Annotated in this window: 13 protein-coding genes and 2 rRNA genes (1 of these 15 cut by a window edge); 14 read left to right on the forward strand and 1 reads right to left on the reverse strand. The window is 43.6% G+C overall.

Annotation, left to right across the window (positions count from 1 at the left end):
- The 12 genes from MKZ26_RS14875 to rsmI all read left to right on the forward strand — a co-directional run.
- Positions 1–1,291, forward strand: a 23S ribosomal RNA gene (locus MKZ26_RS14875); it begins 1,641 nt to the left of the window's first position.
- Between the two features lie 80 nt (positions 1,292–1,371).
- Positions 1,372–1,487: ribosomal RNA gene (gene rrf / locus MKZ26_RS14880) — 5S ribosomal RNA — on the forward strand.
- Between the two features lie 539 nt (positions 1,488–2,026).
- On the forward strand, positions 2,027–3,463 hold the full coding sequence (locus MKZ26_RS14885; protein WP_340766653.1) for an aminotransferase class I/II-fold pyridoxal phosphate-dependent enzyme: 1,437 nt from the start codon (positions 2,027–2,029) through the stop codon (positions 3,461–3,463).
- A gap of 1 nt (position 3,464) precedes the next feature.
- Positions 3,465–4,100, forward strand: a complete 636-nt coding sequence (gene tmk / locus MKZ26_RS14890; RefSeq protein WP_340766654.1) for a dTMP kinase — start codon at positions 3,465–3,467, stop codon at positions 4,098–4,100.
- Between the two features lie 47 nt (positions 4,101–4,147).
- Complete coding sequence (locus MKZ26_RS14895; protein ID WP_067213764.1) at positions 4,148–4,477, forward strand: cyclic-di-AMP receptor; 330 nt, start codon at positions 4,148–4,150, stop codon at positions 4,475–4,477.
- 20 nt (positions 4,478–4,497) lie between these two features.
- Complete coding sequence (locus MKZ26_RS14900; RefSeq protein WP_067213763.1) at positions 4,498–4,938, forward strand: YaaR family protein; 441 nt, start codon at positions 4,498–4,500, stop codon at positions 4,936–4,938.
- 59 nt (positions 4,939–4,997) lie between these two features.
- Positions 4,998–6,005: a DNA polymerase III subunit delta' gene (gene holB / locus MKZ26_RS14905; protein WP_187046267.1), complete on the forward strand. Its 1,008-nt coding sequence runs from the start codon at positions 4,998–5,000 to the stop codon at positions 6,003–6,005.
- The gene (locus MKZ26_RS14910) at positions 5,998–6,825 is read left to right on the forward strand and encodes a PSP1 domain-containing protein (RefSeq protein ID WP_187046266.1); all 828 of its coding nucleotides are present in this window, start codon (positions 5,998–6,000) and stop codon (positions 6,823–6,825) included. Before holB ends, MKZ26_RS14910 begins: the two co-directional genes overlap by 8 nt.
- Before the next feature lie 13 nt (positions 6,826–6,838).
- Positions 6,839–7,210 carry a DNA replication initiation control protein YabA gene (gene yabA / locus MKZ26_RS14915; RefSeq protein WP_340766655.1) on the forward strand — a complete coding sequence of 124 codons (372 nt, stop codon included), beginning with the start codon at positions 6,839–6,841 and terminating at the stop codon, positions 7,208–7,210.
- A gap of 181 nt (positions 7,211–7,391) precedes the next feature.
- Positions 7,392–8,144, forward strand: coding sequence for a tRNA1(Val) (adenine(37)-N6)-methyltransferase (locus MKZ26_RS14920; protein WP_340766657.1), 753 nt, complete (start codon positions 7,392–7,394; stop codon positions 8,142–8,144).
- Positions 8,128–8,415: a GIY-YIG nuclease family protein gene (locus MKZ26_RS14925; RefSeq protein WP_067213759.1), complete on the forward strand. Its 288-nt coding sequence runs from the start codon at positions 8,128–8,130 to the stop codon at positions 8,413–8,415. Before MKZ26_RS14920 ends, MKZ26_RS14925 begins: the two co-directional genes overlap by 17 nt.
- Positions 8,393–9,271 (forward strand): 16S rRNA (cytidine(1402)-2'-O)-methyltransferase, encoded by an 879-nt coding sequence (gene rsmI / locus MKZ26_RS14930; protein ID WP_340766658.1) that lies wholly within the window; start codon positions 8,393–8,395, stop codon positions 9,269–9,271. The genes MKZ26_RS14925 and rsmI overlap by 23 nt, the downstream gene beginning before the upstream one ends.
- Positions 9,272–9,417: 146 nt before the next feature.
- Here the strand turns inward: rsmI and MKZ26_RS14935 are convergent, their stop codons facing one another.
- Positions 9,418–9,696: an AbrB/MazE/SpoVT family DNA-binding domain-containing protein gene (locus MKZ26_RS14935; RefSeq protein ID WP_067213757.1), complete on the reverse strand. Its 279-nt coding sequence runs from the start codon at positions 9,694–9,696 to the stop codon at positions 9,418–9,420.
- A 279-nt stretch (positions 9,697–9,975) separates the two neighbouring features.
- On the opposite strand from MKZ26_RS14935, the gene metG reads away from it, so the two are divergent.
- Positions 9,976–11,949 carry a methionine--tRNA ligase gene (gene metG, locus MKZ26_RS14940; RefSeq protein ID WP_340766659.1) on the forward strand — a complete coding sequence of 658 codons (1,974 nt, stop codon included), beginning with the start codon at positions 9,976–9,978 and terminating at the stop codon, positions 11,947–11,949.
- A 716-nt stretch (positions 11,950–12,665) separates the two neighbouring features.
- Positions 12,666–13,433 (forward strand): TatD family hydrolase, encoded by a 768-nt coding sequence (locus MKZ26_RS14945; RefSeq protein ID WP_187046262.1) that lies wholly within the window; start codon positions 12,666–12,668, stop codon positions 13,431–13,433.
- Positions 13,434–13,452 lie beyond the last annotated feature (19 nt).

Genomic DNA, 13,452 nt, shown 5'->3' on the forward strand with positions numbered 1-13,452 from the left:
GTGCCTGTACCGCAAACCGACACAGGTAGGCGAGGAGAGAATCCTAAGGTGATCGAGAGAACTCTCGTTAAGGAACTCGGCAAAATGACCCCGTAACTTCGGGAGAAGGGGTGCTCTGGTAGGGTGTTAAAGCCCGAGAGAGCCGCAGTGAATAGGCCCAGGCGACTGTTTAGCAAAAACACAGGTCTCTGCAAAACCGCAAGGTGAAGTATAGGGGCTGACGCCTGCCCGGTGCTGGAAGGTTAAGAGGAGAGGTCAGCGCAAGCGAAGCTTCGAATTGAAGCCCCAGTAAACGGCGGCCGTAACTATAACGGTCCTAAGGTAGCGAAATTCCTTGTCGGGTAAGTTCCGACCCGCACGAAAGGCGTAACGATCTGGGCACTGTCTCAACGAGAGACTCGGTGAAATTATAATACCTGTGAAGATGCAGGTTACCCGCGACAGGACGGAAAGACCCCGTGGAGCTTTACTGTAACCTGATATTGAATTCCGGTGCAGCCTGTACAGGATAGGTAGGAGCCTTGGATTCCGGAGCGCTAGCTTCGGATGAGGCGTTGGTGGGATACTACCCTGGCTGTATTGGACTTCTAACCCATGCCCCTTATCGGGGCAGGAGACAGTGTCAGGCGGGCAGTTTGACTGGGGCGGTCGCCTCCTAAAGAGTAACGGAGGCGCCCAAAGGTTCCCTCAGAATGGTTGGACATCATTCGTAGAGTGCAAAGGCATAAGGGAGCTTGACTGCGAGACCTACAAGTCGAGCAGGGTCGAAAGACGGGCTTAGTGATCCGGTGGTTCCGCATGGAAGGGCCATCGCTCAACGGATAAAAGCTACCCCGGGGATAACAGGCTTATCTCCCCCAAGAGTCCACATCGACGGGGAGGTTTGGCACCTCGATGTCGGCTCATCGCATCCTGGGGCTGTAGTCGGTCCCAAGGGTTGGGCTGTTCGCCCATTAAAGCGGTACGCGAGCTGGGTTCAGAACGTCGTGAGACAGTTCGGTCCCTATCCGTCGCGGGCGCAGGAAATTTGAGAGGAGCTGTCCTTAGTACGAGAGGACCGGGATGGACATACCTCTGGTGTACCAGTTGTCTTGCCAAAGGCATCGCTGGGTAGCTATGTATGGACGGGATAAATGCTGAAAGCATCTAAGCATGAAGCCCCCCTCGAGATGAGATTTCCCATTACGCAAGTAAGTAAGATCCCTCAAAGAAGATGAGGTTGATAGGTCTGGGGTGGAAGCACGGCGACGTGTGGAGCTGACGGATACTAATCGATCGAGGACTTAACCAATTTTGAAAAGGGCTTGATTACCCTGATTCGTGTAGCACAATGTCTGTTTTATTCAGTTTTGAGCGAACAAGCTCAAAGAGTCTGGTGACGATTGCGAAGAGGTCACACCCGTTCCCATCCCGAACACGGAAGTTAAGCTCTTCAGCGCCGATGGTAGTTGGGGGTTTCCCCCTGCGAGAGTAGGACGTCGCCGGGCACCATGGATAACACAAAACGAGATGATTCTTTAGAATCATCTCGTTTTGTGTTATCTGCATGTTTTTTCGGAAATTAAAGCAAAAGTACATAGAAAACATGGATTTGAAGAAATGTAGTCATTGCCAGCAAGTAGGTAATGACTTTTTGTTCGTGTAGAGTCGCCTTCTGTCCTGTAAGTAAAGGTAATAAGAACGCCTTTACTACAGGCCATTCAGCGCTACATGACTGGTTGAACTCATATCTGTTGATTAACCAAAATAACCAGTGAATAAAGTAATCAAACACTAGGTGCTTCTTGCATGGTTGTCGTTCATCCGTCGATCTCCAAGGCTATAATAGGTACTAAAAGTGCTGAGGACTTGGGGAACGAGGGAATAGATGGATTCTCCGGAAACATACTAGTCCAAATGAAGACTTTGAAGCCTCCTTTACCAGTATGTTGTGTAAGAAAATGGTTATTCAACAGACGTGGATTATACTGGTTATATGATCGGTCTGAGATACTATATAATAGAAGGAAAGGAAGTGTGATTTACAATGAAAGATCCTAATCGGCCGCTTATTGAAGCGTTAACTAAGTTCAAAGAAGCAAACCCAATTTCATTCCACGTGCCTGGACATAAGGGGGGAATACTTTCTGGACTACCGACCGAGTTACGGACGGCTCTTCAATATGATTTTACTGAGTTAGAGGGACTTGACGATCTTCATGAGCCGAGTGGTGTAATTGAAGAGGCGCAACAGAAGCTGTCGTTACTCTATGGTTCGGATCAAAGCTTCTTTCTTGTGAATGGTTCAACGGTAGGGAATTTGGCAATGGTCTATGCAGCGTGCCGTGCGGGTGAAACGGTTATTGTTCAGCGCAATGCACATAAATCGATTTTCCATGCGATTGAGCTGACTGGTGCAAGACCAGTGTTTGTGTCACCGGTTTGGGATGTGACTACAAAGACAGCGGGAGGCGTGACCGCTGGGCAAGTCGGCGAGGCGCTCAAGGCCTATCCTGGAGCCAAGGCTGTTATTCTTACCTACCCGACGTACTATGGCCTAACAGGGACCGAGTTAGAAGAGACTATCAACCTTTGTCATACATATGGAGTTCCAGTCTTGGTAGATGAGGCACACGGTGCACATTTTATTGTAGGTGAACCGTTTCCTCGTTCAGCGTTGGAGATGGGGGCGGATGTAGTTGTACATTCAGCGCACAAAACGTTGCCTGCAATGACGATGGCTTCTTTTTTACATGTACGTTCAGATTTCATAGCTGTAGAAAAAGTCGCCGGTTATTTAGGGATGCTACAGTCTAGCAGTCCATCTTATTTGTTGATGGCATCGCTTGACGATGCTAGAGCTTATGCAGAGTCTTATAATGAAGAAGATAAAAAGGTCTTCGTGGAATGGCGGGTATCTTTTATCAAGCGTTTGAAACTGATACCAAGACTTCGAGCGTTTGAAACGGATGATCCGTTAAAGCTTATTTTACGCATTGAAGGTTATTCTGGTTTTGATTTACAAAAGAAACTGGAAACGGAAGGGATTTATAGTGAAATTGCAGATCCCTATCAAGTGCTGTTCGTGTTACCGTTATTAAAAGTGGGGTCGATTTATCCTTTCGATGAAGTTTATGAGAAAATTAAAACTGCGGTTACTTGTTTGGATGGAGTGGATAAGATAATAAGTACAATAGAAGCACCACTACTTGGGGAGGGACTTTCTCGTCTTGCTTACACGTCAGAGGAAGTGGCGAATATGGAAGTGGAGTGGATTCCATACGTGGATTCCCTGGGGCGTGTGGCGGCCGCTTCCGTGATTCCCTATCCGCCGGGTATTCCGCTTTTAATTGCCGGAGAAATTGTAAAGGATGAGCATGTTCAAACTTTAGGGAAATTGCTCCAAATGGGGGCGAAATTCCAGGGGGAAATTCGAATTAACGAAAAACAGATAGTTGTAGTAAAGAATAGAGTGGAGGAATAACATGATACAGAAAGGTGTATTCATCACATTTGAAGGACCTGAAGGGGCTGGAAAGACAACAGTCATCAAAGAGTTATATAAACGTATGGAAGAACAAGGATTGAAGGTCATTCTTACACGCGAACCGGGTGGAATTCGTATTGCGGAGAAAATCCGTGAAATAATCCTCGATAATGATCATCAGGAAATGGATGCGAAGACGGAAGCGCTTCTCTATGCAGCCGCACGAAGGCAGCATCTTGTTGAAAAAGTGATGCCTGCACTTCAGGACGGAATGATTGTCCTATGTGATCGTTTTGTTGATAGTTCGCTAGCTTATCAGGGGCATGCGCGCGGACTTGGAATTGATGAGGTTCTATCGATTAATGAGTTCGCTATCAGTGATACGATGCCGGATCTGACGGTCTTTTTTGATATTAATCCAGAACAAGGACTTGCGCGAATTGCGGCAAATGATAAACGTGAAGAAAACCGGTTGGATAATGAAAGTATCCATTTTCATCAAAACGTTTATGAGGGTTATCAGGAGCTCATTCGTCGTTACCCAGAACGGATTCAATCAACGGATGCATCGCTCTCTAAAGAGCAAGTAACGGAAAATGTTTGGAAAATCATATGCTCCCAACTCATTAAATAGTCAGATTCATGATATAATAGTTGGAAAGTGGAAAAGGGGAGATTATCGTGAAATTGATTGTGGCAGTTGTACAGGACCAAGACAGTAACCGGTTGTCTACGGCTTTGACCAAAGGTGACTTCCGAGCGACGAAATTGGCTAGTACGGGAGGATTTTTACGGTCGGGAAATACGACATTTTTGATTGGTACCGATGATGCCCTCATTCCGAAGGCGCTTGAACTTATTCGAGAAAATTGCCGTTCACGAGATCAAATGGTAGCTCCAGTTTCTCCAATGGGTGGAAATGCAGACTCATACATTCCTTACCCGGTTGAAGTCGAGGTTGGCGGTGCTACCGTATTCGTCCTTCCAATTGAACATTTTCATCATTTTTGATGAATAAGAGGTGAACCTAAATGAAAGTCAATAGTGACTACCGGTCAGGCCTCGATAAGATGAGGAACGATCCTTTACATTCATCTCAAGGTGGAGCGCGGTTCGGCCAAATGGTCGTTAAACAAGAGCAGCGCCTCCAAGGAGAGCAGGTTACTAAGCTCCTCGGCGATATTTCATCGGCAGGGGACCGAATTGCCCGTTCTCGCAATTTGCGCGATATGGCTAAATTTAAAATGCTAGTTCGACGTTTTCTTAAAGAAGCCGTTGAATCTGGAATGGGACTTAAACAGTCTCATACATGGAATCGTTTCGGTGAGGGACGCAGGTTGAAAATTGTCGAAACGATAGATGAAAGGCTTATTGAGTTGGCAGAAGACTTGTTGAATGAAGAAAAAACATCTGTCGATCTATTAGCTAAAATTGGTGAGATCAAAGGGCTACTCATCAATCTATACATGTGATTCCGTGTTTTCTGTCTTTTAAGAAACACGGTTTTTTTTGAACACGGAGGTGTGTGCTTATGCAAGATCAAATGAATAACCGACTTGTAGTAGAGCAAAAAAAAATAACTGAACGATTAAGTTCTTCTTATAAAAATGGGCGAATTGGACATGCATATATGTTTGACGGTGAACGTGGAACAGGAAAAGAAGCAGTTGCACTTTTTTTCGCCAAACTTCTTCTTTGTGCTAGTCCTGAAAACTTTGTTCCATGTGAAACATGTCATTCTTGTCGACGAGTGACGTCCAGTAATCATCCAAACGTAACGCTTATTCGACCAGATGGTCAGGATATCAGGAAAGAGCAGATGTCCAATCTTGTGTATAGCATGACGAAAAAGGGTTACGAGTCGGGTAGGAAAATATATATTATTACTAGGGCAGATCGGATGAACGTTGCTGCGGCGAATACGTTGCTTAAGTTTCTTGAGGAACCCGAAGGCGATGTAACGGCAATCCTTTTAACGGATTCATATCAATCGATATTGCCAACGATCCAATCACGGTGTCAACGGTTATCTTTTCTACCGCCGTCTAGAGAAATGATGATTAGTGAGCTAGTCGAGAAGGGGATTACACCTTCAATGGCAGCGACCGTTACGATGGTCACTGCCAATCTGGATGAAGCTTTTCGACTGGCTGGAGATGATCAATTTGCACACATGCGAAAAACAGTGTTAAAATTGGTTGAAGCATCGGATAGACATGTCCATGAAGCGTTGTTATTCATTCAATCAGAATGGGCCCCTTTATTTAAAGAGAAGGAAGAGACTGAGAGTGGACTGGATTTACTGCTTTATGCTTACAGAGATGTGGTGGCATCCAAAGCCGGTTTGCAGTCAACAGCAACATTTCCCGATCAGCAAGAACTAGTTAGAGGTCTTTCGATGAAGATGACATATAGCCAGCTGTCTGCTAATATGGAGGCAATATTGCAGTCAAAAAAGCAATTGCATGGCAATATGAATCGCACACTTTTAATGGAACAATTGGTGCTCAGCATGCAGGAGGGGTTACTTGTTGTATAAAGTTGTAGGTGTCCGCTTTAAGAAAGCGGGTAAAATATATTATTTCGATCCACTGGAGTACACGCTCGACGAAGGTGACTACGTCATCGTTGAAACAGCACGTGGAATCGAATACGGTAAAGTTACAGGTAAGGTAAGAGAAGTTGGTGAGAATGATGTTGTCTTGCCACTCAAAAAGATCATTCGTCCAGCGCAAACGGAAGACCTCGAAAAAGTAGAGGAGAACCGTCTTGAGGCTGAACGGGCTTTTAGTACAGGTGTAGAAAAGATTATAGAACATTCGTTAGAGATGAAGTTGGTTGATGTCGAGTATACATTCGATCGAAACAAGATTGTCTTTTACTTTACGGCTGAAGGTCGCGTTGATTTCCGGAATCTTGTTAAAGATCTTGCTTCGATTTTCCGGACACGTATTGAACTGCGACAGATTGGTGTACGTGATGAGGCGAAAATGCTTGGTGGCATTGGACCATGTGGCCGGATGCTTTGCTGTTCGACATTCCTAGGTGATTTCGAACCGGTTTCGATAAAAATGGCAAAAGATCAGAACTTATCACTTAATCCTTCTAAAATATCAGGTCTGTGCGGACGTCTTATGTGCTGCTTGAAATATGAGAATGATGATTACGAAGAAGCAAAAGCGCTTATGCCAGATGTAGGAACACGTGTCCAAACACCTGAGGGGCCTGGAAAAGTAGTTGGACTGAATCTGCTTGAACGCCTTCTTCAAGTAAGTATGACGGATCAGGATTTGGTATTGGAGTATACGTTGGAAGAAATAATGGAACAACAAAAAAATATGGCTCAATTGATGAAATAATGAGGTGGGATAGTTGAAAGAAAAGAGTTTTCTGGATAGGGTTATGGAATTCGAGCAAGAACTCGAATCTATGCAAAAGCAATTCCGCGAATTGATTGGATTCGTCGCGCAGATGACGGAAGAGAACCATTCGCTTCAACTCGAAAACCATCATTTGCGCAAGCGGCTTGAAGAAATGGATAAACAAATTGATGAAGAAATACAGACAATCAACACAAGGCAACATCGGAAAAAAACGAATAAAATAGACGTTGGAGAAGGCGTTGATAATTTAGCGCGCCTATATAATGAAGGATTTCACGTCTGCAATGTCCATTACGGTGGTATTCGTAAAGGGGAAGATTGTCTGTTCTGCCTCTCTTTCTTAAATAAACAAAACGTGTAAAATGAGCCGATCCTATTGCAACGTAGGCATCGGCTTTTCTTTTATTGTGGGCCCACAGGGGTGGGTCATGCATCGGAGAGGGATTGAACTACACCCCTCTTTGTTGCCGCAGGACGCGGCGTACTTAGGATGCCTTCCTTAATTCGGCGCTTCACGTATTTTTATTATGGAGGAAAATATTATGGATGAAATTTTACAAGATGATGAACGACTCGATTATTTATTAGCGGAAGATTTGCGGATTATTCAAAGTCCGTCTGTATTTTCTTTTTCTTTGGATGCAGTACTACTTGCAAGATTTGCCTATGTCCCGCTACAACAATCTGGAAAAATTGTAGATATATGCGCAGGTAACGGAGCGATTCCGTTGTTTTTAAGCGCCAGAACGAACGCTACTATTACTGCTGTTGAATTACAGGAGCGGCTTGCAAATATGGCGGTAAGAAGTGTCCGGTATAATGGGCTGGAAAGCAGGATTCGCATCCTTAATGATGATGTCATTGGCATTGCGGCAAAAATCGGCTATGAGAAATACGATACAGTAACATGTAACCCTCCCTACTTCCCAGCGCATGAGGCAAGCGAAAAGAACTTATCGGAGCATCTGGCAATTGCCAGGCATGAAATCCATCTAACGCTTGAACAGGCTATCCAGTCGGCAAGCGAATTGTTAAAGCAGGGGGGAAAGGCGGCGTTTGTCCACCGTCCAGGACGTTTACTCGACATTGTCACTGCAATGCGTGCAAATCGACTTGAGCCTAAACGAATACAGTTTATTTATCCGAAAGAAGGTAAAGAAGCAAATACATTGCTAATTGAGGCGATTAAAGACGGTAAGCCAGATTTGAAAGTATTACCGCCTCTCTATGTGTATGGTGCTGATAATGAATATACGGAAGAAGTGAGGCTCCTCCTTTATGGACAAAATGGGTGATCACTTATTTTATGTATTAGAATGCAAGGATGGGTCCTATTATGCCGGTTATACGAATGATTTGGAAAAGCGTGTTCGTGTACATAATGAAGGGAAGGGCGCTAAATATACACGCGCAAAACGACCTGTACAATGTATTTACCATGAGAACTTCGAAACGAAACGTGAAGCTATGCAGGCAGAGTATCAATTTAAACAACTGAAGAGGAATGCGAAAGAGATTTATATTAGAAAGAGGCGAAACGTAAATGAAGTCACAGAAAAGTGCTGAACCAGGCGGTGGAAAACTGTTTTTAGTCGGGACACCAATCGGTAATCTTGAAGATATGACATACCGAGCGATTCGTATCTTGAAAGAGGTCGATATGATAGCGGCAGAGGATACGCGAAATACAATCAGGTTATGTAACCATTTTGAAATTAAGACACCGCTAACAAGTTACCATGAACATAATATTGAAATTGGTGGCGAAAAGATTTTGGCCATGCTGGCGGATGGAAAGACGGTTGCACTCGTGAGTGATGCGGGTATGCCATGCATTTCTGACCCTGGTGCAGACATTGTAGCCAAGGCAATTATTGCAGGGTACGATGTAGTTCCTGTTCCAGGCGCGAATGCAGCAATCAGCGCGCTAGTTGCTTCAGGGTTAGTACCGCAACCTTTTATGTTCTTTGGTTTCTTATCACGTCAGAAGAAGGCCAGGAACATTCAATTAGACGATTTAAAACAACGAGAAGAGACGGTTATTTTATATGAGGCACCTCACAGGCTAAAGGAAACTTTACGCGCGTTACAGACGAGCTTCGGTGGGACACGCTCTGTTGTCCTGGCAAGGGAATTGACAAAACGATTTGAGGAATTTCTTCGTGGTACGCTTGAAGAAGCTGTTTTATGGGCAGAATCAAATGAAATACGTGGCGAGTTCTGTATTGTAATCGAAGGCAGTGACGGAGTTATTGTAGAAGAGCAACAGGAATGGTGGAACGACTTAGAAATTCGTGATCATGTGACAGAATTGATGGAAAGAAAAGGTCTTCGTTCAAAAGAGGCAATCCGAGAAGTAGCAAATGACCGTGGATTAAGCCGTCGCGATGTTTATAAAGAATTTCATGTCGAAGATGAATGACAGACAGTAGTACATAAGAAATGCGCTGTAGTCTGGACGTGAAATTTTTATGTTTCAATGTATTCACAGTATGAGGTTTCATAGTATCCTAAGCAACGAAAAAAAATCCAGAACGGTTAACCGATCCGGACAATACTATTATTGATTTACTTTTTTAAGCTATCTTCAATTTCCTTGATGAGTTGTTTTGCGCCTTCTGGGCTCAAAATTAACTTGCCATCGATAAGACTTAAATTGTCGTCAGACACATCGCCCGTAATCGAGCATGTCATATTCGGCATATATTTCTTCAAGATGATTTTATCTTCATCAACGTAAATTTCCAAAGCGTCTTTTTGTGCAATACCAAGTGTACGGCGTAATTCAATTGGAATTACTACACGTCCAAGTTCATCGACTTTTCTTACAATACCAGTTGATTTCATGAGTTTAACTCCTTTCGATACATTTAGTTTCGTCAAAATTCGACAAAATTCTCTTAACAACTTTTATCATACCAAGTCTTCCAATTAACGTCAATACTAGGCGCTTAAAACTATGAGAAAAATAGTAGTTATTTAAAAAAATGCGCTATTTTTCGACAAAAATAGACTAATAGACACGGAAATAACAATGACGTTAGCTGTTGTCGAGGAATTTCATTGTATCGCCAGTACGCTTTAGATAGAATAGATAGTACATACTTATACACTGGAGGAATATTCGTGGCTGATCAGAAAAAGACTTTCTATATTACAACACCTATTTATTATCCAAGCGGGAATTTCCATATTGGTACCGCATATACAACTGTCGCTTCTGACGCGATGGCTCGTTACAAACGACTGCGCGGGTATGATGTTCGGTTCCTGACTGGAATGGATGAGCACGGTCAAAAGATACAGGAAAAAGCGCAAGAGGCCGGACTGCCACCGCAGGAGTTTGTCGATGGTATCGCAGAGACAGCGAAAAAGGTCTGGAATACAATGGACATTTCATATGACGACTTCATCCGTACGACGGAAGAGCGCCATAAAGTGATTGTCGAAAAGATTTTTAAAACATTCCTTGATAACGGCGATATTTATAAAGGGGAGTACGAAGGATGGTATTGCCTACCTTGTGAAACATACTTTACGGAAGGGCAGCTTGAAAATGGCAACTGTCCTGATTGTGGACGACCTGTCAAAAAAGTGAAGGAAGAATCATACTTCTTCAATATGAAGAAGTATGCTGGAAGACTGTTGAAGTTTTACGAAGATAATCCGAAGTTTATCGAACCGGAATCGCGTAAAAACGAAATGATTAATAACTTTATCAAACCGGGGCTTGAAGACTTATCTGTTTCTCGTATGTCGTTTGATTGGGGCATAAAAGTTCCGGGGGATCTGAAGCATGTCATTTATGTATGGGTCGATGCGTTGACGAACTACATCACAGCGCTTGGCTATCAGTCAGATGACGATTCGTTATTCAAAAAGTATTGGCCGGCGGATGTCCATGTTGTTGGAAAAGATATTGTTCGTTTCCATACAATTTATTGGCCAATTTTCTTAATGGCACTCGATTTACCGTTGCCGAAGAAAGTATTTGCGCATGGTTTCATCATGATGAAAGATGGAAAAATGTCGAAATCTAAAGGCAATGTCGTCTATCCGGAAATGCTTGTTGAGCGCTACGGACTCGATGCGACACGTTATTTCCTTCTTCGTGAATTGCCGTTTGGGCAAGATGGTGTATTCTCACCCGAATCCTTTGTGGAGCGGACGAATTATGACCTTGCAAATGACCTCGGAAATTTATTGAACCGATCAATTTCGATGATCAATAAATATTTCGACGGAGAGATTCCGACACAAGGCCTTGTCGCAACAGATTTCGATGACAGCTTGACGAATTTCATGACGACTACAGTTGGGAAATACGAAGCGTCAATGGAGAACATGCAGTTTAGCGCTGTCCTTGGCGATTTGTGGGCTCTTATATCGCGGACCAACAAATACATCGACGAGACGTCTCCGTGGGTGTTAGCGAAGGATGAGGCGGATAAAGGGAAACTAGCGTCTGTTATGATGCATCTTGCGACTTCACTTCGTCACATTGCTGTATTATTGCAACCGTTTATGACGGAAGCGCCTAAACAGATTATGACGCAACTGGGTCTGGATGAAAAACTGCTTGCTTGGGATACGCTGGGTAATTTCAACGCGATTCCGACAGGCACAAAAGTTGTAGAAAAGGGTGTACCAATCTTCCCGCGCCTGGATGCGGATGTTGAAGTCGTTTATATCCGTGATCAGATGGCGATTACTGCACCGGCTGAGAATGCGCCTGCCGAGCAACCTGCAAAAGTGGAAGTTGAAGAGCCGGTAGTGGCGGAGATTTCAATCGATGATTTCCTGAATGTCGATTTACGCGTTGCGACAGTAACTGCGTGTGAAAGAATTCCGAAAGCAGATAAATTGCTGAAGCTCCAACTAGATATGGGTTATGAGCAACGACAAGTTGTATCGGGCATCGCAGAACATTACGAACCTGAGGCACTAGTCGGGCAGAAGGTAATTGTTGTTGCCAACTTGAAACCTGTAAAATTACGTGGAGAGCTATCCCAAGGTATGATTTTGGCTGGGAAATCAGATGGTATTTTGAAACTTGCCACAGTCGATCAGTCACTTGAAAATGGTGCACAAGTTAAATAAGAATAGAAACGGCGTCCCTCATGGAAACGCCGTTTTTCTTTTTTTGAGTATATTATCAACTATATATGTTGAATTAAAGAATCCCATTGAATCTGCAGTGGTACTCAATAATGAGAGAGTTGTAATTCGGGGTGTGGATTGTAGAACACTTGGCGCTTTGGGGATGCCTCTCACCGTAAGCCTGGATTAGCGCTTCGCATCTGTCTTACGGCTTCGGCGACCCCTTTGCCGCGCCTGCGCTAGGATGTTCATTATCGAGAGAAATGTGATTTCGAGATAATAATGTGATTACTAGTTGATACTACTTATAGTCAAGAGAGACTTACTCCAACTTGCAGATTTCATCACAGATAACGAAGTGCGCTATCTCAAATAGACCATCCAGCGAAGGCGCGACTTCGTGGTAGCCGGAGCGATAAGACTGAAAGTGGTCTCCTTTCTGGCTTATCGCGGGAGGCATCCACAAAGCGTCGAAGCGGTATTCGTAAGATTTCTATTTCATTCCAATTATTAGGGTTTTTTCAGTGGCTTCTCGAAAGCCCTTGTAAAGCGCATACGTCGTATTCATTTGTTCAACATATATAATAAACGATAAATATTGAACATATAACTACAAGTGAAAACTAAGCGAAGGTAATATTTATATCAACATATATAGTATGTAATGGAAGCTATAATCCGTTCGATTAAAATAAAACAATTGTGAGGCGAAAATAATGTATATAGATACACACGTTCATTTAAATGCAGATCAGTATGAAGAAGATATAGATGAAGTGATTCAACGTGCCCAAGAAGCCGGTGTCGACAAGATGGTGGTCGTTGGGTTTGATCGCAAGACGATTTTGAAGGCAATGGAACTGACTGAACAGCACGCTTTCATTTACGCCGTTGTCGGTTGGCATCCTGTAGATGCAATCGACTGCACAGAAAAAGACTTGGAATGGATTGAATCACTCGCCGCGCACCCTAAAGTTGTTGGTATTGGGGAAACAGGATTGGATTATCATTGGGATAAATCACCGCGGGATGTACAACAGGAAGTGTTCAGAAAACAGATTCAGCTTGCCCAGAAAGTAAACCTGCCAATTATTATCCATAACCGAGATGCAACGGCGGATGTCGTTCGTATCTTGAAAGAAGAGGGAGCAGAAAAAACGGGCGGAATTATGCATTGTTTTGGTGGAAGTGTTGAGACTGCAAATGACTGCATAAAAATGAATTTCATGATTTCATTGGGAGGACCAGTTACATTTAAAAATGCAAAGGCGCCAAAACAAGTTGCAACGGAAATTTCGCTTGATCATTTATTAATCGAAACAGATGCGCCTTATCTCGCACCCCATCCGTACCGTGGAAAAAGGAATGAACCAGCATGGGTGACGCTTGTTGCGGAAGAAATAGCGAGACTTAAAGGTCTCCCCGTTGAAGAAGTGGCAAAAAGAACGACCGCAAACGCTTTGAAAGTATTTAACATAACATGAATAAGATGGTAGGAAGTTT

The sequence above is a fragment of the Sporosarcina sp. FSL K6-6792 genome, from assembly GCF_038004885.1.
GTDB classification, from domain to species: Bacteria; Bacillota; Bacilli; order Bacillales_A; family Planococcaceae; genus Sporosarcina; species Sporosarcina psychrophila.

What these genes read in the sequence shown, in the direction of transcription:
- MKZ26_RS14920 (WP_340766657.1), top strand. Translation starts at nt 7,392, where the DNA reads ATGGATGAAATTTTACAAGATGATGAACGACTCGATTATTTATTAGCG.
- tmk (WP_340766654.1), top strand. Translation starts at nt 3,465, where the DNA reads ATGATACAGAAAGGTGTATTCATCACATTTGAAGGACCTGAAGGGGCT.
- MKZ26_RS14885 (WP_340766653.1), top strand. Translation starts at nt 2,027, where the DNA reads ATGAAAGATCCTAATCGGCCGCTTATTGAAGCGTTAACTAAGTTCAAA.
- MKZ26_RS14900 (WP_067213763.1), top strand. Translation starts at nt 4,498, where the DNA reads ATGAAAGTCAATAGTGACTACCGGTCAGGCCTCGATAAGATGAGGAAC.
- rsmI (WP_340766658.1), top strand. Translation starts at nt 8,393, where the DNA reads ATGAAGTCACAGAAAAGTGCTGAACCAGGCGGTGGAAAACTGTTTTTA.
- MKZ26_RS14925 (WP_067213759.1), top strand. Translation starts at nt 8,128, where the DNA reads ATGGACAAAATGGGTGATCACTTATTTTATGTATTAGAATGCAAGGAT.
- MKZ26_RS14935 (WP_067213757.1), bottom strand. Translation starts at nt 9,696, where the DNA reads ATGAAATCAACTGGTATTGTAAGAAAAGTCGATGAACTTGGACGTGTA.
- MKZ26_RS14945 (WP_187046262.1), top strand. Translation starts at nt 12,666, where the DNA reads ATGTATATAGATACACACGTTCATTTAAATGCAGATCAGTATGAAGAA.
- holB (WP_187046267.1), top strand. Translation starts at nt 4,998, where the DNA reads ATGCAAGATCAAATGAATAACCGACTTGTAGTAGAGCAAAAAAAAATA.